A 19,300-nucleotide genomic window follows, 5' to 3' on the forward strand; every position below is an offset into this window, starting at 1 on the left:
TAATCTAGCCTCATCACCAATAACAAACATCATAAGAGGCCCTTTATGCCCCACATCTCACGACGCAATGCCCTTAAGGGTTTAGCGGCGCTACCGCTTGCTGGGTGCGCTGCCGGTGGCGGTAAAACATCAACCACCACTCAAACCGCCCCCTGGCACCTAGCCGATCAGATTGTAGGAAAAACCACCATCCCGACCTTTGCGGATCGCAACTTCTCTATTATCGATTACGGCGCCAAAGGCGACGACAAAACAGATTGCACCCAGGCCTTCGCCCAAGCTATCGAGGCCTGTAACGCCGCCGGAGGCGGCCGGGTATTAGTGCCGGCGGGCACCTTTTTAACCGGCCCAATCCATCTAAAATCCCACGTCAACCTGCACCTGGAAAAAGACGCGGTTATCGCTTTCTATACAGACCCAAAGCGGTTCTTACCGGAAGTATTCACCCGCTGGGAAGGGGTGGAATTTATGGGATACTCGCCTCTTATCTACGCCTACGGACAAGAAAATATCGCGGTAACTGGCCGCGGCGTGCTGGACGGGCGCGCCAACCCCACCACCTGGTGGCCCTGGAAAGGCAATGAAGAATGGGGCGTTGAAGGCTACCCCAGCCAGAAGGAAGGCCGCGACAAATTGTTCGCTGAAGCCGAAGCGGGCGTGCCGCCCGAGGACCGCCACTACAGCGAAGGCTACTACTTTCGCCCGCCGTTCGTGCAGCCTTACCGTTGCCAGAATGTACTGATCGAAGGGATTAAGATCATTAACGCCCCCTTTTGGCTGCTCAACCCAGTGCTGTGCGAAAACGTCACCGTACAGGGCGTCACCCTCGAAAGCCTGGGCCCCAACTCAGACGGCTGCGACCCCGAAAGCTGCAAAAACGTGGTGATTGAAAATTGCTACTTCGACACCGGTGACGACTGCATTGCCATTAAGTCAGGCCGCAACAACGACGGCCGACGCGTTAACACCCCCACCGAAAACGTGGTGATCCGCAACTGCCAAATGCGCGCAGGACACGGTGGCGTCGTCATAGGCAGCGAGATTTCCGGCGGCGTACGCTACGTCTTTGCCGAAAACAACACCATGAGCAGTCCAGACCTGGAGCGCGGCTTTCGCATAAAAACCAACTCGGTTCGCGGGGGCTTGCTTGAGCACCTTTATATGCGCAACTGCACCATCGGCACCGTAAAAGACGCCATTGTCATCAACTTTCACTATGAAGAAGGCGACGCAGGCGACTTCGACCCAACCGTGCGCCACGTTGAAGTGCGCAATTTAATTTGCGACCAAGCCCACCAGGTTTTCAAGGTTCGCGGCTTTGATCGCGCACCGATTTCCGACCTGCGTTTTTATAACTGCGAATTCAAAAAAGCCGATGAACCTGGCGTTATCGAAAACGTTGAAGGCCTGGTAACCCACCAAGTCAGCATTAACGGAAAGCCCTTCCTAACCTGACAGTCCAAAAAGAAAATTTCGGCCCGACCAATTGCGGGCCGAACCCTCTAACCAAAAAATACTCCCCGCCACACTGCAATCACCCGCGATAATTGCGTTCATATTTAAAATAAAGCCCACTCCTGATTAAGCCTCGCACCAAATAATGCCTGAAAAATCAACAAATCTTAAAATTGGTAATGCAGGATATATTGTGTGACTTACCAATTTATGCCATTATCAGCTTGCTAATTCACAATAATTGGTCAACGCAATAATTTTTAGCTCACAACCAACCATCGGAATGGGGATACAATAATGAGAACTCCTAGCGTAAAACCACTGGTTGCAGCCATTGCTTTAGCAAGCGTGGCTACATCATCCTATGCCCAGGACAGCAGTGAAGAAGGAATGGGGCTGCTCGAAGAAGTCGTCGTAACAGGCTTCCGTGGCAGTATCGCAAGCTCACTTAACACCAAGCGTGATGCGGCAGGCTCGGTTGACGCCATTTATGCCGAAGACATCGCCGACTTTCCAGATCAAAACTTAGCAGAATCTTTGCAGCGCATTCCAGGTGTCGCCATTACCCGCGATGCAGGTGAAGGTCGCCAAGTAAGTGTTCGCGGCCTCGGCCCACAGTTCACCCGAGTGCAGATCAACGGTATGGAGGCTATGTCCACGACTGGCGGTACCGACTCATCAGGTGGCGCCAACCGGTCTCGCTCATTTGACTTCAACACCTTTGCCTCAGAGCTTTTCACCGAATTGGCGGTTTTGAAAACCTCTTCGGCTGAAGTAGACGAAGGCTCTCTGGGTGCAACCATCCAGTTGAAAACTGCGCGCCCTCTGGATGCCGACGACAACTTCAACGCTGCGATCAATGCGCAACTAGGTTACAACGACCTTTCTGAAGAAACCGATCCTCGACTGTCTGCCGTTATTAGCGGCAAGAATGACTCTGAGACTTTTGGCTGGTTAGCCTCCGTGTCTTATAGCGACCGCAATGCCTTGGAAGAGGGCTTCAGCACCGTGCGCTGGCAAACCTCAGGCGACTGGGTTTCCTGCGACACTTGTGCCAACGGCGACCCCAGTGAAGTAAGCGACTATTTCCATCCGCGTATTCCGCGCTATGGAAAGCTGACTCACGAGCAAGAGCGTATTGGCTTCACCGGAACCTTACAATGGCGACCCACCGGTCGTACTGAAATTGTTGTGGATTATCTGCAGTCTACTTTTGACGCTAGCCGCGATGAGGAATTCCTGGAAGCGTTGATTCGTTCGGAAGCCGACACGACAAACCTGCTCAGCTATGAAGTCGACAGCAATGGAACTATGGTGGCGGGCTCTTTGGATAACGCCAATATCCGTATTGAAAACCGCCACGACGAGCTGGAAACTGACTTCTCACAATTTACTGCCGAACTGACTCACGACTTTACCGACAACTTCCGTATTCATGCTCTTGTCGGCACATCTGAGTCAACATTCGACAATCCAATTCAAACTACCGTTATCTTCGATGACAAAGCCTCTGCAGGTATTGAAGGCGCTACGCCAGCGCAATATACCTGGGACTTCACCAGTAACAACGAACTACCCGAAGTATCCTTTGGCAACTTCGATGTGCAAAACCCGGACAACTTTGTTTACACCAACATTCGTCAGCGTCCTAACTTCACCGACAACAGCTTTGACAACTTTAAGTTTGATGGTGAGTGGGACATTAACGACGCACTGACATTAAAAGGTGGCGTTAGCTACAAGAGCTATGAGTTTGATGTCGGCGAAAAACGCTACGACACCAGCCTGAGCGGTATTGACAGTGTTGGCGGACCGATCGCCATTGATGGTTTGTATTACATCACTGATATGGGCAATGGACTGGGTGCACCTTCTGGCACAACCCTCAGCTGGATCAGCCCCGACGTAGCGGCAGCATCCGACGCCGTCGGCCTGGATAGCTTGCCCGTTTCCAATGATCGCTTGCAAGATAATCGCAGTGTAAGCGAAGACGACACGGGCCTTTTTGTGCAACTTGACTGGAGCACAGAACTGCTCGGCATGGGCTTTCGCGGTAACGCCGGTGTACGTTATGTAGAAACTGACCAATCATCATCTGGCTTCCAAGATGCTGGTGACGAGCCAATCTTGGTAACGGTTGATCGCACATACGATGACACTCTGCCATCTATTAATACCGTACTCGAAGTGACAGACAACATGTTTGTTCGCGCTTCATGGGCTAAAGTTATGACGCGCCCATCCCTGAGCGATGTAACACCTGGCGGCAGTGTAGACGGCTTTAATAACACCGTTAGCTACGGCAACCCGTTCCTCGATCCTTTCCGCGCCGATGCGATCGACCTGTCTTGGGAATGGTACTTTATGGATGATGCGCTGCTGTCTGTGGCCTATTTCCAGAAAGACATTGAGTCGTTTATCACCAGCCGTACCGACGAAGGTGTGCCCTGGTCTGATCTGGGCCTGCCAGACGACCTGCTTAACGGAACTCCGGCCAACCCAAGCGAAAACTTCGATGTTAATCGTCGCGTAAACGGCGGTGGCGGCGACTTGGATGGCTTCGAAATCCAGTACCAGCAGCCTTTCACTGAAAACATCGGCGTAATTCTTAACTACACCAAGGTAGATTCGGAAGTGAACTACGCCGCGGACGGTGAAGAACCAGACTACAATCAGCTGACCGGCATGTCGCCCAAGTCATACAATGGTACCCTGTACTTTGAAAACGACACCTTCGGTGCTCGTATCTCGTACACCTTCCGTGATGATTACCTGACCCGTTATCCGGGCCGCAACGGTAACGATTTAGAGTACACCGCCAGCACAGCCAACGTCGATCTGTCACTGAACTACAATGTGACCGAAAGTCTGAAGCTGACGCTTGAAGGTATTAACCTGACCGACGAGTTTAACCATCAGGTGGTGGATAGCTCTGATCGTGTTAGCGTTTACCACCACACGGGCACCCAATACTATTTAGGTGCTCAGTACAAGTTCTAAAAATCTCTTAGAACTACAATGGGCACCGCAACGCGGTGCCCATTTGTTATCAGGAAGCCTTTGCTTGCGGAGCGTGCTCCTTAAGCAAAGTTTTCTTGCAACTGAAAAACCAAGCGCGCCAATAAAACTGAAGCGTTTATAAAGCTCTGGCATTACTATCGAGAAACTGTTTCTTACCCGCGGACACTCTTGCCTGCGCTCAGAAGGTAAAGCGACCCTACATTTTTAACTGCATCAATAAAAACAGGTAATCACTATGCCCAAATATGCATCTGTTGCAGCGCTGATTGCGCTGAGTTCGCTGGCGTTAACCGCCTGTCAAGAATCGGAAACCTCTACCGCACAACAACCTCCTGCTGCCGCAACCACCAGCAGTGCCAAAAGTGTGGCCGAGAAAGCCCCCAGTGTTGCTCGTATCACCTTGAGCAACCCTTCTGAGTTTGCACGCAGCGATGAGCCTTACAGTATCAGTTACAACGAACTGGGCGTTACCGCCAGCAGCGCAGCAACCTTAGGCTTTGTGATAAATGGCGAGGCTATTCCCAGCCAGGCCATTGACCGCGACGGTGATGGCGATAACGACACATTGTTTACCTTGGTCGATATCGATGCGGGCGCCACCATTACCCTAGACGTGCAAAAAGGCGCGGCTAAAGACGCCGAAAAGCAACGCGCACAAGCGGAAATTTCTCGCAAAACCGGCGGCGAGTGGCAAGAAGATCCGGAAAAACCCGGCAAACAAGTTTATGTGGGCGGCGAATTTGAGAATGTCAACTCATTGACTCCGCCGTCGCAACACGACGACCACTCCTACTTTATTCGCTACGAGGGCCCTGGTATTGAATCCGACTTAGTCGGCTATCGGGTTTACCTTGATCGTCGCAACGGCTTTGATATTTTTGGCAAAAAAACCCACGACATGGTCCTGCAGAATGTGGGGCAAGACGGCTTTGATTCATACCATGAGCCCGCCGACTGGGGCATGGACATTTTAAAAGTAGGCAGCTCTGTTGGCTCCGGTGGCTACGGCTACTGGGATGGCGAAAAAGTGGTACGCGTTAATGACGTTAGCGGCTGGGATGCAAAAATCCTCGACAATGGCAGTCTTTATTCTTCGTTCAGCATCGACTATAAAAACTGGAAAGTCGCCGATACCGAAACCAATCTAAACGCCAAACTATCTATGCACGGTGGCAGCCGCCTGGTTCATACTCGCCTGGAATTAAGCCAGCCATTGGACAACCTGGCCATCGGCTTAGTAAAGCACCCAGGCACAGAATTAATTGAAGGCGAGGTAAACATTACCGGCAAGGCCTACACCTATGTTGCCAGCTGGGGCAAACAAACCCTGAATGACGATCACTTAGGCATGGCATTGCTGTTCCGCAACTCTGACCGCGAAGAGCAAACGCAAGACGAGCACAATTATGTGTCGGTAATGAAATCGGCGGCTGAAGATGTCGATTATTATTTCCTGGCAGCATGGGAAGGTGAAACCGATGGTGTCAAAACCAAGCAAGACTTTATTGATTACCTTGAGCGCGAAACCGAAAAATTAACCCTGCCACTGCGTGAACAGGTGAATACCGCCCACAGTCAGGAAGAAAAATCTTACCCGGTAAGCGCTGAGCAAACGCTGGAGTGGAGCAAGCGCTTGGCGGATGCAGAGCTGATGCGCAAAACTCTTAGCTACCATTACGACGGCTGGGATGTAAACCGCGAGCGCGCCCCTAAGTTTGAATACGATATTGTCGGCCTGCTGCCGATGGCTTATGACGAGCTCAACAAAGAAGCGCCCGCCGATAAATACGCTCAGGTTATGAGCAAAGTAACCGGCAGTTTTATCAATGACAAAGGCGAAATTGGCCGTTATAAGCTATCCAACTACAACATCGATTCAATCGCACCCGGCCGCAACTTGCTGCGCCTATTTGAAGAAACCGGCAAAGAGAAATACAAAATTGCTGCCACTACCTTGCGCGAGCAGTTAGAGTCGCACCCCAAAACCAGCGAAGGCGCTTTTTGGCACAAGCAAAAATACACCAGCCAGGTGTGGCTAGACGGCGTTTATATGGGCATGCCCTTTCTCGCCCATTATTCCCAACTGTTTGAAGACGGCGCCAGCATTCACGAAGTGGTTAAAGAGTTTGAGCTGACTCATAAATATCTGCGTGACGCCGAAACCGGTCTTTACTACCACGCGTGGGATGAAGATAAGCAGCAAGACTGGGCCGACAAAGAAACAGGTCTTTCGGGTTACTTTTGGGGGCGTGGCATGGGCTGGTTAGCCATGGCCGTGGTGGATGTGCTGGATTACATTCCTGCCGAAGACAGCGAGTCGCGTCAGGTGCTGCTGAACATGATCACCGAAATGGCCGCCGATCTGAAAAAGTATCAGGATCCGGAAACCGGTACCTGGTGGCAAATTATGAACATGCCCGAAGCCACTGGTAACTACCGTGAATCCAGCGCCAGCTCCATGTTCACCTATTTTTACGCCAAAGCGATTCGCAATGGTTATATCGGTGATGAATATAAAGATACCGCGCAAAAAGCTTACGACGGCTTAATCCGCGAGTTTATTACCGTAAACGCCGATGACACCATCAGCCTTACCAACATTTGTTATGTGGCTGGGCTCGGCTTTGGCCGCGACGGCAGCTATGACTACTATATGAGCGAGCCGGTGTACGAGAATGATCCGAAAGGAACCGGGCCGTTTATCCTCGCCGGCATTGAAATGCACCGCATGCTGAGCCAATAGAGGGAAAACCCCGAAGGCTCGCAAACCGTGATTAGGAGATACCATGAAAATCATTGAAGAGCGCTTTGCTGTTCATAAAGACGACTACAAGCACTACGACACCGAAAAGCTGCGCCAACACTTTTTGATCGAAAAAGTTTTTGCCGCGGACGAAGTGCTGTTTACCTACACCCACTATGAAAGAATTATGGTGGGTGGCGTCATGCCCGTAAACGCCACCGTGCCACTGGAGCCCGTGTATCAGCAAAAAGCAGATTTCTTTTTGCAGCGCCGCGAGCTAGGTGCGATTAACGTGGGCGGCAAAGGCGCCATCACTGTTGATGGCGAACGCTTTGAGTTGGACAGCAAAGAGGCTTTGTACATTGGCCAGGGTGCGAAAGAAGTCATTTTCTCTAGCGACAACCCAGACCAACCCGCCAAGTTTTATATGAACTCGGCGCCCGCCCATCACGCCTACCCTCATAAAAAAGTTGGCATGTCGGACGCAAAAGTATTGGAAATGGGCTCTAGCGAAACCTGTAACGAGCGCCGCATCAATCAGCTGCTGATTGCCGATGTGGTACAAACCTGTCAGTTGCAAATGGGCATGACCGAATTGCAGCCAGGTAGCATTTGGAACACCATGCCAGTGCACACTCACAGCCGCCGCATGGAAGCCTACTTTTACTTTAATATTCCCGAAGAACAGGCCGTGTGCCACTTTATGGGCCCTGCGGATGAAACTCGCCATATTTGGGTGGGCAACGAACAGGCGATTGTCTCGCCGCCCTGGTCCATGCACTCGGGCGTGGGTACGGCAAACTATACATTTATTTGGGGTATGGCCGGTGAAAACCTCGACTATACGGATATGGATTTCCACAAGCCTCACACATTGAAGTAACCAAAAAAACAAGCAGCCGAAACACGACGTAACCCAAACAACAGGATTATCTATGTCTACTGAATTATTCTCTCTACAAGGCAAGGTAGCACTGGTTACCGGTGCTACCCACGGCCTGGGCATGGCCATGGCCATGGGCTTGGGCAAAGCGGGCGCTACCCTGGTCATCAACGGCCACTCGTCCCAAGAAAAAGTGGACGCCGCATTAAAAGAACACCGCGACGCGGGCATTACCGCGCACGGCTATCTGTTTAACGTGACCGATGAACAGCAAGTCGCCGACGCGGTCGAAAAAATCGAAACTGAAGTAGGCCCCATTGATATTCTGGTCAACAACGCGGGCATTATTCGCCGCACCCCCATGCTGGAAATGGAACTGGCTGAGTGGGAAAACGTGATCAGAACCGATTTGACCGGCGTTTTTATAATGACGAAGCCCGTAGTTTCCAGCATGATCAAGCGCGGCGGCGGTAAGGTCATTAACATCTGCTCTATGATGAGTGAGCTGGGCCGCAACTCGGTAGGCGCCTACGCTGCCGCGAAAGGCGGGTTAAAAATGCTCACCCGCAATATGGCCACCGAATGGGCCAAACACAACGTACAGGTGAACGGTATTGGCCCGGGCTATTTTGCCACCAGCCAAACCGCCCCCATTCGTGTGGATGGCAACCCGATGAATGAATTTATCATCAGTCGCACACCGGCTGGTCGCTGGGGCGACCCGGAAGACTTACAGGGGGCCACGGTGTTTTTATCCTCCAGGGCATCGGACTTTGTCACGGGGCAAATTGTTTATGTCGATGGTGGCATACTCGCCACCATCGGCCGCCCAGCTAACGAAAGTTAGCTTTCCAAAAAACCCCTGCCTAGCAGGGGTTTTTCGTCTGCCGAAAACGGCATAGAGCGTTATTTAAGTTTTTACGATAAAACCGTATTCAACACTTACCCTGCAAACCTCCATGCTTTACCGCGTCCCGTTATCGTCGATATAGGTACGGACTAAGAATAAAACTTGATGTAAAGCAACCGTTAGAATGTAAGAAAAGCGATCGGAATACTTTGCTGTTTTTCCCCACAGCTTTTCCATCACAGTCCGACGTCGTAACACCGATTAAAATGTACGGAGTGCGGCCAGGCCACAAAGTTTTATGCTTGGGCCTAACACCCTGTACGTTGCCCAAACACCCTTAATCAAGAAAAAAATGCAGGTTTAGCAAAACAGGTGCGCCTGGAGGCTGGGGTAGGAGCATCAAGTGCCGACGGGTTTGGCTTACAACACGCGGGTAAGGCAAGCCCTGGGAGCGGACTTATCCTTACAGCGCTGCAGATGCGGTATGGCCCTTACAGCAATGGAAAAATGCGGCTGGGATTTTCCAGTTTAATAACCCGACACTGACGCGGTTTTTCTGGGCCCAGACCAATATTCAGCGGCAAACTCCCGTCGGCATGCATGGCTTCAAGTCCAGCTTTTAAACGTCGAATCAGCTCCGGGTGCTGGTTCGATACCACCGGAAAGCTCGACAACGGGTAGTAAATCAACAGCTCGGGCACGACCGCAAACTCATCCTCTGAGGCCGTATAGTGCTTTAGAATAGACTCGGTTTCTTCTACCCCTAACGGAATATAGTCAATATCCTCATTGCGCAGTAAACCAAACAGCTGGCTTAACTCTTTCGCACCGCGAATAGGTAGCTCATTGGCCTCGTATACCCACATATCCGGCCAGGTAATGCCCTGCCCTGCGGTATATTTACTAAGCTCGCTATGTGATTCAATTTGGGCGAACTCGGCCAACCGATCTTTTAACACTACCAGGTTTCGATACCCTAAACGGCCACCTGCAACCGGCACCGGGATGAGAGTAATTTCCTCGGGAGGAAAGTCGGTGTAAGAGGTAGGTACGATGTGCATGATCTCACCCTCAGCCAAGTGCTGTCGCCAGCGCGCAGTAACACTTGCCTCACGGCTTACTTGTAGCTGGTAGGGTCCAAACTCCGCACCCGTTCGATCTAACGCTTCACGTATTACCCGTACCTCGTGCTCCGCTCTGCCGGGCGCATTCCCACCCACCCACAGAACATACTCAGGCACCGTTGCTGCACTCGCCGGGCGCACTGACTGCGCCTGAGCCAGGCTACAAAGCATTAGCACCAGCGCCATAAGTACACGTTTTTGCAGCATTTCACGTCTCCGCACAGCGGTCTTATTTTGACTGGCGCCATCATAGCACAAGCAATCCATTTGGCACCGAGGCTGCGAACCAGTCGCCATTTGCACAAAGTCTTACTGCTTTTGGAACGCCCACTTCTATGATGTGAAAGAAGTGAATCGCTGTAAGGCGCAAGTGCTTTTAAGCTGCTCAACTGTCTGCGCAGTTAGCGGATAACGATATGCCCCGGCCCACTGACTGACCACTAACGCAGCGGGCGCACCAACAATAAGGAGAGACACCCATGCTTAAAAAGCTCCATCACAACCCTCTGCGCCCGCTGTTGCTCGGGCTGTTAATCGGTGCACCGCTAAGCGCCAACGCGGTCACCTTTCAGGCGGAAGATTACAACGCCTTTTCCGATACCGCTGCGGGCAATACCGGCGGCGTTTATCGCAGCGACGACGTTGATATTGAAGCCACCAGTGACACTGGCGGTGGTTACAATATTGGCTGGACCGAAGCGGGCGAATGGCTGACTTACGATAATCTCACCATCCCCGCCAGCGGTCAGTATATGGTGCGCGCCCGGGTCGCCACCGATACTGGCGCCACAATTTCCCTGGATTTAAACGGTGGCAGCATCCTCTTGGGCGAACTCGCCCTGCCCGCCACAGGTGGCTGGCAGAGCTGGCAAACCGTCGAAACCCAAGTGGCACTGGATGCCGGCACCTACTCACTGGGCGTGTACGCTGCAACCGGTGGCTGGAACCTCAACTGGATAGAAATTATACCCACCGGCGTCAACCCCAGCCCCAGTGAGCAAACCTTTGAAGCTGAAGACTACAGCGAGGCCTACGACACCACGGCGGGCAACACCGGCGGCGCTTATCGTACAGGTGATGTTGATATTGAAGCGACCAGCGATACTGGCGGTGGTTACAACATTGGCTGGACGGAAACCGGCGAGTGGCTGAGCTATACCGGCCTTGAAGTTCCAACGGCGGGTAATTACGACATTCAGGTACGCACCGCAAGCGGTTCCGGCGGTACCCTGTCGCTGGACTTAAACGGCGGCACCACCTTACTGGGCGAGATGAACATTCCCAACACCGGCGGTTGGCAAAACTGGCAGACACTTACCCTGAATGCCTATCTGCCTGCGGGCAGCCACAGCTTAGGCGTATATGCCACCACGGGCGGCTGGAATCTCAATTGGATAAAGGCGTCTCCCGCAGGCGGAACCCCTCCCACCCCCAACCCTACTGTCTCCTGGAGCGACGAGTTTGACAGCATTAACACCAATACCTGGAACTTTGAAACCGGTGGCGGTGGCTGGGGCAACAACGAGCTGCAGTATTACACCAATGGCAATAACGCCTATATCCAGTTCGACCCCCAGGCGGGCAGCAATGTACTGGTGATTGAAGCTCGCCAGGAACAGGGCGGCCAATGCTGGTGGGGCGGCAATTGCGGGTATACCTCTACGCGCATGAACACCCGCAACAAGCACTCGTTCCAGTACGGCCGTATGGAAGCGCGAATTAAGTTGCCCAAGGCTCAGGGAATCTGGCCGGCGTTCTGGATGCTGGGAGATAACTTTAATACACAGGGCTGGCCTCAAGGCGGCGAGCTGGACATTATGGAGCACGTGGGCACCAACAATATTACCTCAGGCGCTCTGCACGGCCCCGGCTATTCCGGCAACACCCCCATTACCGGCCACTTAGACCATGCGCAACCAATCGAACAAACCTACAACGTCTACGCCGTCGAGTGGGATGCCAACGGCATTCGCTGGTTCGTTAACGACACCAACTTTTACAGCATCAGCCGCGCTCAAGTTGAACAGTATGGCCAATGGGTTTACGACCAGCCCTTCTGGTTCTTACTCAACGTAGCCGTGGGTGGTAATTGGCCCGGCGATCCGGATCATGCCAACTACAACACCCAGCGTATGTACGTGGATTATGTGCGGGTTTACCAGTAATACAAAGGAGGCCAGGGTTTGCCCTGGCCTCCTGCTGATCTTTCAGCTGTGCCTGAATCAGCTAAAAGCTTCCTTTTAAAGTCCTGAAAACACCCCCTACAAACAGCCAGCGCACAGCACCGGCAGAGAGTGAGAGTAAAAAACAGTTGCTAGAATGCGCTAGCGAGCAAGCTCAAACAGAAAGCGATTTTGCACGCCGTGCACTTCCTGAGCGACGCCGTTTTCAATACGCGGTTTATATTTAAAGCCCTCGGCGGCGCGAATGGCGGCGCGATTAAAAACGCTGGTGGGCGATCCATCCAGGGTTTGCGCACTCAGCACGACTACATCACGCGTTGCCCCGGTTGCGGTGACGGTAAAAGACACCACCACTTCGCCTTCAATACCCCGACTCAGCGCGGTACGCGGATATTGCGGCGCGACTTTAACAATGGGCAAGTAATCACCGGGCTGCGCGAAGTTTATGCTCAGCGAATCGTTCATCGGCGACAGATCGTGAAACACAGCGATATTGGGGCCTTGAGCATCCACCTGCACGGGGTTTTCAATGGCGGGCGACGCTGGCGGGGCCGGCGGTTCTTCAGGGCGGGTGGGTGCCGGGTCGTAAACCACCTCGACTTTCAACTCGGGCATAACGACATTGCCAATATTGACCGGTTTAGCGGGCTCAATGTAGGTGTAGTTGGTTTGAATCAGGGTTGCCATCAGCAGTAAAAGTGCTGCGGTACAGATTAACCCCATGGGAATTGCGGTAAAGCGCATAGCCGTTGCAGTGCTCATAATCCATTACCTTTGTTGAGGCTCACTCAAACCATAGGCAAGCAATGATTGGCACGCAAAGTTTGTTTTGTGCTAATAAATTTTCAGGCAACGTCCAATGGTTATTTACGCTCGGGCTAACCGATTCACCTCGCTGTAAATCTGTGACTCAAACCATTCATATCGGCTTGGCAGGCGAACATCCCGGCGCTTAATAATATAAAGAGGCTCGACCACCGCCTTAGGCAATGGCACCGACGTGATTTTCTTGATGTGGGGCGAGCTGTCGATCGTCGCTTGCGGCAAGACGGTAAAGCCAAGGCCTTGGGCAACCGGGGTCAGGATTTGATTAATCTGATTCACATAGCTGCGCTTAGGCAACGTCTGCAAGCCGGTAAACTGCTTACCATAGGCGGACGCTAAAACCTGATCCATATAAGTCGCCGCATCCGGGTGGTCAATAAAACCCAGTTGCTGCAATGCCCCCCAGTCAGGTAAACCTTTGTGCTTGACCGCGAAGGTTTTCGGCACCACTAAGCATAAATTTTGATGCCCTATCGCCGTGTACTCCAGCTCCCCCTTGGGCTTTGCAATGCTCACCACCGCCACATCTAACTCACCTTTATCGACCATATTGATTAAGCGCTCATTCGGCGCCGCCTCAAGATTGACCATCAACTCGCGGTGGGCACATTGGCGCTGCAAAAAGACCGGGTAAAGCAACAGCGCCAAACTGCCCGAGCAGCCGATGCGACACTCGCCCTGATGCGGGCTGTCATCCGCCAGGGTTTGTAACAAGTGCTGTTCTTGCAGGAACACCTGCACAGCGTAATCGGCCAGCCGTCGCCCCGGCTCTGTCAGCTCAAAGCGCTTTCCCTCGCGGGCCAGCAAACTTACCCCTAGCGATTGCTCAAGCTTAGCAATATGCTGGCTTACGCCCGGCTGTGTCATGTGCAGCTTTTGCGCGGTTTGAGTAAAAGAGCCCTCTTCCACAAGGGTAATAAAGGTGTGCAGCCAACGGTAATTCATTCAGCAAAACCATTACATAAAATTATGGAAACTATCATAAACCATAATTTTACGTTTATCTTTATGTTTACTATTCTAAACACCTACCCACACAGGAGGACCGTTATGCAAACCACCCCTTATCCGCGCACCTTTTCTCACATTGGCATTTCCGTGCCAGATCTTGAAGCTGCCGTAGACTTTTACACTCAGGTACTCGGTTGGTATTTAATTATGCCGCCCACCGCCATTGAGGAAGATGACAGCCCCGTAGGCGTCATGTGTACCGATGTGTTTGGCGCTGGCTGGAAAAAATTTAAAATAGCTCACTTATCCACGGGCGACAGAATTGGTGTCGAGCTGTTTCAATTTAACAACCAGCAAAACCCGGAAGATAATTTCGAATACTGGAAAACCGGCGTGTTTCACTTTTGTGTGCAAGACCCAAACCTTGAAGAGCTCGCCGAGAAAATCGAGCAAGCTGGCGGCAAGCGCCGAATGAAAGAACCCAGATACTATTATCCGGGCGAAAAACCCTACCGCATGATTTATATGGAAGATCCGTTTGGAAATATTTTAGAAATCTACAGCCACAGCTACGAGCTAACCTACGCCAGCGGTGCCTATCAATAACGAGAAAAAGGCAATGCCTGTACACCCAGGGCATTGCCTTTGCATCAGTGGCGCAGCAGTGCGTCCAGTTCGTCCACCACTTCGGCCCAATCGGCATCATCACCAATAGCCTGCTGCAAAAAACGCTGCTGACTCTCGCTCCAAAAAGAGGCCTCGGCCAGTTTAATGTCGGCGGCCAGCGGCCGATGACGACCAATAAAAGTCTCGATATTTTCTGCCTCGCTGGGCAAGCCCAACTGATCGAACAACGCGCTTAGGGAATGTACGGGCGGCTCCATAAAAGATCTCCACAAAGGTGACTTAACCGGGTAAAACCCAGCTTCAACCAAGCGAGTTTAGCGTAGTACCGTCAACAGATATTGCACTTAACCCAACGTTGAGAAGCCTTTTTAGAATAGTCCGGGCACCACGACTGAGCAAAGATAAATAGATGAAACAATAAGATTGCCGGTGAAAGCCAGCACCAGAGAAATAAACGTTAATCGGTTAATGCGACTTTTAACTGGGTAACAAACTGCTCCAAATCAACAGTTTCAGAATGACTTAGACGTCTTCGAGAAGGTCGATTCATTACGCCGGGACCGGAGGATCTATATTCATAAAAACGCGACTCTTCAGGTGTAAATACCCGGCTTTTTGTGCCGTCGCGGGCGGTGCCAGTCATACTCGCCCAGCCTTCTTTGCGAATGTGGGCATCCATCCAGGTATCAAGATAAACAGCTGAGCCAATCGCGTTCGGGTCGGCGTAACGGCCATCAGTAAACGTCGTGGTCGGGTGCCAAGGGCGGCCTAAAGAGACGCTGTTATCCGGCACGCCGTCTTCCCGCGTTAAACGCGAGTTGATAAAAATCAGGCCGTAGGGTTGCTGAACATTCGTCGACGGTGCGGTGATATGCCCTTGGATATCTCCCGACTTAAACGCCTTGCCACGCTTGCGCGACACAATCTCGCAATGGTCAAACACGACCAAGCCATCGCCAAAAATAAAATCGACATTGCCACTGATTCGGCTGTTATAAAAATAACTGCGGCCGCCATCGGCAAAAACCGTGTCTTGATAACCATCAATGACGCTGTCGGTGACAACCGTCAGATCGCTGCCTATATCCAGCAATAAAGCTACTGCTTGCGCATGACGAACTCGTGCGGGGTCGTCTTTATCCCGTCCGTCATTAGCTAAAAAATCAAAACTGTTCTCGATGTGCAGGTTGTGCAAACGCACGCCCACAGCGTTGATAGTCACCGTGGCCGAGCCCGGCGTACCCCAGTCATCGCGATGATACACGCCGGCCATTCCGGCGTAGGCATCAAAGAAAATACGCGGAGGTTTTTGCCCAAGGCCGGTAAGCGTTACCTGGTCGCGATTGATAGTGAGCTTTTCGTAGTAGTCGCCCGGGGCAACGGCAATTTGGCTATGGCCAGCCTGTAGCGCACCGGCGATAGAGCCATAACGGGGCAAGCCACTGAACTTGTCGGCGCTCTCGCTGCCCGGCGGGGCAACCAGAGCATCGAAGCGACTTTCACCTCGCGCCTGATGCACGCCGAGCATCACAAAAGCAACAAGCACTACAAATTGTGCTATGCGCGCCGCACCGGTACTTTTAATAAAGGACTTCATTGCTGCGCCGCTTTCACCGCCGCCAAAACGCCCTGCTCGCTGATGCGTGCCAGCCAATCGGCAGTCGCAGCGTGAACCTTTTCACTCGCCGCGACAGCTTGCGGGAACACAGCTTTAACGCCTAGCACCGCCGTGACAATTGCAGCCGCGTCACCGCGATTGGCGTCTACCAGCGATTTAAGCTCAGCGGCCAGCGGGTCTTGCACATCAATCGGCTGACCACGCTCATCCACACCAGAGACATAGCGAATCCAGGCCGCCAGCGCCAGGCACAGGTAATCAATATTGCCTTCGCCATCAAGCTGCGCCGCCAGGGTTTGCAACCAGCGCTGAGGAATTTTTTGCGAACCGTCCATGGCGATTTGCCAGGTGCGGTGCTTCAAGCCCGGGTTGGCAAAGCGCTCGCGCAACTGCACCTTGTACTCTTCCATATCAAAGCCGGTGGGCACCTGCACGGTTTGCCCCACTTCACGGTCCATAAACTCCTGACATAACTTTGCCAATACAGGTTCGCGCATGACTTCACTGACGTAATCAAAACCAGCCAGGTAACCCGTGTAGGCCAGCAGCGAGTGGCTGCCGTTTAACAGACGCAGCTTCATAATTTCGTAAGCGTGCACTTCATCCACCAGCAGCGCACCGGCGTCTTCCCAGGCGGGGCGGTCAGAGCAGAAATTATCTTCGATCACCCACTGGCTGAAAGGCTCGGCCAGTACCATGCCTTCATCGCGCAGCCCAAGTTTGCCTTCAAGCTCGCCGCGATCGGCATCGGTAGTGGCGGGCACAATGCGATCGATCATGGTGCAAGGGAAAGTGGTATTCGCGCGAATCCAGGCCGCCAACTCGGTGTCGAATTTATCGGCGTATTGCAATACAACCTTTTCCAACACTTCACCATTATTGGGAAGATTATCGCAACTTAAAACGGTAAAACTTTTTCCGCCGGCTTTGCGACGCGCATTTAAGGCACCGACGATATAACCAATGGCAGACTTGGGCGCTTGCGGGTTTTCCAGGTCATGCACAATGTCCGGATGACTTTCGTTTAAGTTTCCGCTGGCCGGATCGTGGCAGTAGCCTTTTTCGGTGACGGTTAACGAGACGATTTTGATTTCGGGTTTGCTCATCACCTCAAGCAAAGCTGCGGGCGACTCTGGCCCCACCAAAACGTCTTTTACCGCGCCGACAACCTGAAACTTTTCGCCCTCAGGCCCACGCTCAACGACGGTGTACAGGCCATCTTGCTCGGCCAACTGATTTTTAACCGTGGGCGAGCGCAAGCTGGCGCCGATAATTTGCCAATTTTGCGCGCCTTTGTTTAACAGCGCTTCGGTGTACCAGGCTTGGTGAGCACGGTGAAAGGCACCAATACCCAAATGAACGATGCCCGCCTGCTGGGCGTCGCGATCATAGTTGGGCAGGCTGGCCACATTGGCCAGCGCGCCCAGGTTATTTTTATTTAAACGTTGCATGAATAGTCTTCCACTCAGTCGAGTTTGTAGGCTTGCTTCACAAGGCGATAAGTCAGGTCGATAGCAACTTCTTGCGCTTCATCTTCTGGCAAGCGGTGCTCGGCCACCAGGCGCGCCAAGAAATTACAATCCATACGACGGGCGACATCGTGACGTGCCGGAATTGATAAGAACGCCCGCGTGTCGTCGTTAAAACCAACGGTGTTGTAAAAGCCACCGGTTTCAGTCACTTGCTCGCGGAAACGGCGCATACCTTCTGGGCTGTCGTGGAACCACCAGCTGGGGCCAAGCTTCAGCACAGGGTAATGACCGGCCAATGGGGCCAGTTCGCGCGAGTACACGGTTTCGTCCAGAGTAAACAAAATAATCGATAAGCGATTGTCGTTACCGTATTTATCCAGCAATGGTTTTAACGCGTTGACGTATTCGGTTTGCGACGGAATATCCGCACCCTTGTCGCGACCAAAGTTTTCAAACACATGAGGGTTGTGGTTGCGGAACGAGCCCGGGTGAATTTGCATTACCAGGCCGTCTTCAATGCTCATACCCGCCATTTCGGTCAGCATTTGCCCGCGGAACACTTCCGCCTCTTGTTTACTGCACTGCCCGGCCAAAGCTTTGGCAAATAGTTTTTCGCACTCGGCAACCGACAGATCAGAAGTTTGCGCCGTGGGGTGACCGTGGTCGGTAGAAGTGGCACCGAAAGATTTAAAATACTCGCGGCGATTTTTCAATGCGGCCAGATAGCCCTTCCAGTTGGTAGTATCTTCACCGGTGATTTCCCCCAGGCGAGCGACGTTATTGGCAAAGCCTTCAAAGTCGGGGTCGACTACGGGGTCTGGGCGATAAGCGGTAATCACACCACCCTTCCAGCCGCTTTCGCGAATTTTTTTGTGGTGACGCAAATCGTCTAACGGTGACTCGGTAGTGGCCAGCCATTCAATGTTGTAGCGCTCCATCAAGGCGCGAGGACGGAAGGCTTCGGTTTGCAAATAGCTGTTGATACGCTCGTAGTAGGCATCGGCGGTTTGCTCGCTGAGCAGCACATCCAACTCAAACACCTCTTTAAACACATAATCCAACCACATACGCGAAGGGGTGCCGCGAAAGGCGTAATAGTGCTTGGCAAACAGACGCCATATTTTTTTCGGATCTTGCTCTACGGCCAAACCGGCTTTACTGGGCACACCCAAATCCACCAGAGGCACACCCAGGCTGTACAACATGCGGAACACATAATGATCTGGCTTAATCAACAGCTCCGCAGGGTTTGGGAACAGCTCGTTATCGGCAAACCAAGAGGGGTCGGTATGGCCGTGGGGGCTGACAATGGGCAGGTCTTTTACTTCCTGATACAGACGACGCGCAATGGCGCGGGTGGTCTCATCGGCGGGAAACAGGCGATCTGGGTGTAATGTGAGTGCACTCATGAGAATTAACTACCGTAGTTTTTAGTGTTAGACAAACCAGTCTGACCAAGTCAGCATTCGGCAAGCCTTTAGGTATGACCAATTTATGGTTACAAAAGCGCGTCAGTCTGTCAATAACAACCGTAGCGCAACACCCTGC

The 19,300-nt window shown here is 52.4% G+C and carries 14 protein-coding genes; 7 read left to right on the forward strand and 7 right to left on the reverse strand.

Going from position 1 to position 19,300, the window contains the following annotated elements:
• Window positions 1–45 precede the first annotated feature (45 nt).
• The 5 genes from D568_RS0113370 (at window position 46) to D568_RS0113395 (ending at window position 8,949) form a co-directional block, all read left to right on the forward strand.
• Entirely contained in the window at window positions 46–1,455 is a 1,410-nt protein-coding gene (locus tag D568_RS0113370) for a glycoside hydrolase family 28 protein (RefSeq protein WP_020210118.1), read from the forward strand.
• A 297-nt stretch (window positions 1,456–1,752) separates the two neighbouring features.
• On the forward strand, window positions 1,753–4,455 hold the full coding sequence (locus tag D568_RS0113380) for a TonB-dependent receptor (RefSeq protein WP_020210120.1): 2,703 nt from the start codon (window positions 1,753–1,755) through the stop codon (window positions 4,453–4,455).
• Window positions 4,456–4,711: 256 nt separating this feature from the next.
• Window positions 4,712–7,219 carry a glycoside hydrolase family 88 protein gene (locus D568_RS0113385; protein ID WP_020210121.1) on the forward strand — a complete coding sequence of 836 codons (2,508 nt, stop codon included), beginning with the start codon at window positions 4,712–4,714 and terminating at the stop codon, window positions 7,217–7,219.
• A 43-nt stretch (window positions 7,220–7,262) separates the two neighbouring features.
• Window positions 7,263–8,102, forward strand: a complete 840-nt coding sequence (gene kduI, locus D568_RS0113390) for a 5-dehydro-4-deoxy-D-glucuronate isomerase (RefSeq protein WP_020210122.1) — start codon at window positions 7,263–7,265, stop codon at window positions 8,100–8,102.
• 52 nt (window positions 8,103–8,154) lie between these two features.
• Window positions 8,155–8,949, forward strand: coding sequence for a gluconate 5-dehydrogenase (locus D568_RS0113395; RefSeq protein ID WP_020210123.1), 795 nt, complete (start codon window positions 8,155–8,157; stop codon window positions 8,947–8,949).
• Window positions 8,950–9,443: 494 nt separating this feature from the next.
• Here D568_RS0113395 and D568_RS0113400 read toward each other — a convergent pair whose 3' ends face one another.
• Entirely contained in the window at window positions 9,444–10,283 is an 840-nt protein-coding gene (locus D568_RS0113400; protein ID WP_020210124.1) for a hypothetical protein, read from the reverse strand.
• Between the two features lie 272 nt (window positions 10,284–10,555).
• Between D568_RS0113400 and D568_RS0113405 the strand changes: the two genes are divergently transcribed.
• Entirely contained in the window at window positions 10,556–12,241 is a 1,686-nt protein-coding gene (locus tag D568_RS0113405; RefSeq protein ID WP_020210125.1) for a carbohydrate-binding protein, read from the forward strand.
• 159 nt (window positions 12,242–12,400) lie between these two features.
• On the opposite strand, the gene D568_RS0113410 is transcribed toward D568_RS0113405, so the two are convergent.
• Together D568_RS0113410 and D568_RS0113415 are read right to left on the reverse strand one after the other, a co-directional pair.
• A complete protein-coding gene (locus tag D568_RS0113410; RefSeq protein WP_020210126.1) occupies window positions 12,401–13,021 on the reverse strand; it encodes an energy transducer TonB in 621 nt (206 codons plus the stop codon).
• A gap of 105 nt (window positions 13,022–13,126) precedes the next feature.
• Window positions 13,127–14,029, reverse strand: coding sequence for a LysR family transcriptional regulator (locus D568_RS0113415; RefSeq protein WP_020210127.1), 903 nt, complete (start codon window positions 14,027–14,029; stop codon window positions 13,127–13,129).
• Window positions 14,030–14,134: 105 nt separating this feature from the next.
• Here D568_RS0113415 and D568_RS0113420 point away from each other — a divergent pair, with 105 nt between their 5' ends.
• Window positions 14,135–14,641, forward strand: coding sequence for a lactoylglutathione lyase family protein (locus tag D568_RS0113420; protein WP_020210128.1), 507 nt, complete (start codon window positions 14,135–14,137; stop codon window positions 14,639–14,641).
• A 44-nt stretch (window positions 14,642–14,685) separates the two neighbouring features.
• Here the strand turns inward: D568_RS0113420 and D568_RS0113425 are convergent, their stop codons facing one another.
• From D568_RS0113425 to uxaC, 4 genes are all read right to left on the reverse strand, one after another.
• Complete coding sequence (locus D568_RS0113425; RefSeq protein ID WP_020210129.1) at window positions 14,686–14,919, reverse strand: DUF2789 domain-containing protein; 234 nt, start codon at window positions 14,917–14,919, stop codon at window positions 14,686–14,688.
• Window positions 14,920–15,119: 200 nt separating this feature from the next.
• Window positions 15,120–16,259 (reverse strand): pectinesterase family protein, encoded by a 1,140-nt coding sequence (locus tag D568_RS0113430; RefSeq protein ID WP_020210130.1) that lies wholly within the window; start codon window positions 16,257–16,259, stop codon window positions 15,120–15,122.
• Window positions 16,256–17,731 (reverse strand): mannitol dehydrogenase family protein, encoded by a 1,476-nt coding sequence (locus tag D568_RS0113435; protein ID WP_020210131.1) that lies wholly within the window; start codon window positions 17,729–17,731, stop codon window positions 16,256–16,258. The genes D568_RS0113430 and D568_RS0113435 overlap by 4 nt, the downstream gene beginning before the upstream one ends.
• 14 nt (window positions 17,732–17,745) lie before the next feature.
• Window positions 17,746–19,161 carry a glucuronate isomerase gene (gene uxaC, locus D568_RS0113440; protein ID WP_020210132.1) on the reverse strand — a complete coding sequence of 472 codons (1,416 nt, stop codon included), beginning with the start codon at window positions 19,159–19,161 and terminating at the stop codon, window positions 17,746–17,748.
• Window positions 19,162–19,300 lie beyond the last annotated feature (139 nt).

This window comes from Gilvimarinus chinensis DSM 19667 (genome assembly GCF_000377745.1).
GTDB lineage: Bacteria > Pseudomonadota > Gammaproteobacteria > Pseudomonadales > Cellvibrionaceae > Gilvimarinus > Gilvimarinus chinensis.

Bases quoted from the DNA above. Each gene is read 5' to 3' on its own strand.
- D568_RS0113425 (WP_020210129.1), bottom strand. From the start codon at position 14,919: ATGGAGCCGCCCGTACATTCCCTAAGCGCGTTGTTCGATCAGTTGGGC.
- D568_RS0113400 (WP_020210124.1), bottom strand. From the start codon at position 10,283: ATGCTGCAAAAACGTGTACTTATGGCGCTGGTGCTAATGCTTTGTAGC.
- D568_RS0113415 (WP_020210127.1), bottom strand. From the start codon at position 14,029: ATGAATTACCGTTGGCTGCACACCTTTATTACCCTTGTGGAAGAGGGC.
- uxaC (WP_020210132.1), bottom strand. From the start codon at position 19,161: ATGAGTGCACTCACATTACACCCAGATCGCCTGTTTCCCGCCGATGAG.
- D568_RS0113380 (WP_020210120.1), top strand. From the start codon at position 1,753: ATGAGAACTCCTAGCGTAAAACCACTGGTTGCAGCCATTGCTTTAGCA.
- D568_RS0113420 (WP_020210128.1), top strand. From the start codon at position 14,135: ATGCAAACCACCCCTTATCCGCGCACCTTTTCTCACATTGGCATTTCC.
- D568_RS0113430 (WP_020210130.1), bottom strand. From the start codon at position 16,259: ATGAAGTCCTTTATTAAAAGTACCGGTGCGGCGCGCATAGCACAATTT.
- D568_RS0113385 (WP_020210121.1), top strand. From the start codon at position 4,712: ATGCCCAAATATGCATCTGTTGCAGCGCTGATTGCGCTGAGTTCGCTG.
- D568_RS0113395 (WP_020210123.1), top strand. From the start codon at position 8,155: ATGTCTACTGAATTATTCTCTCTACAAGGCAAGGTAGCACTGGTTACC.
- kduI (WP_020210122.1), top strand. From the start codon at position 7,263: ATGAAAATCATTGAAGAGCGCTTTGCTGTTCATAAAGACGACTACAAG.
- D568_RS0113435 (WP_020210131.1), bottom strand. From the start codon at position 17,731: ATGCAACGTTTAAATAAAAATAACCTGGGCGCGCTGGCCAATGTGGCC.
- D568_RS0113405 (WP_020210125.1), top strand. From the start codon at position 10,556: ATGCTTAAAAAGCTCCATCACAACCCTCTGCGCCCGCTGTTGCTCGGG.
- D568_RS0113370 (WP_020210118.1), top strand. From the start codon at position 46: ATGCCCCACATCTCACGACGCAATGCCCTTAAGGGTTTAGCGGCGCTA.
- D568_RS0113410 (WP_020210126.1), bottom strand. From the start codon at position 13,021: ATGAGCACTGCAACGGCTATGCGCTTTACCGCAATTCCCATGGGGTTA.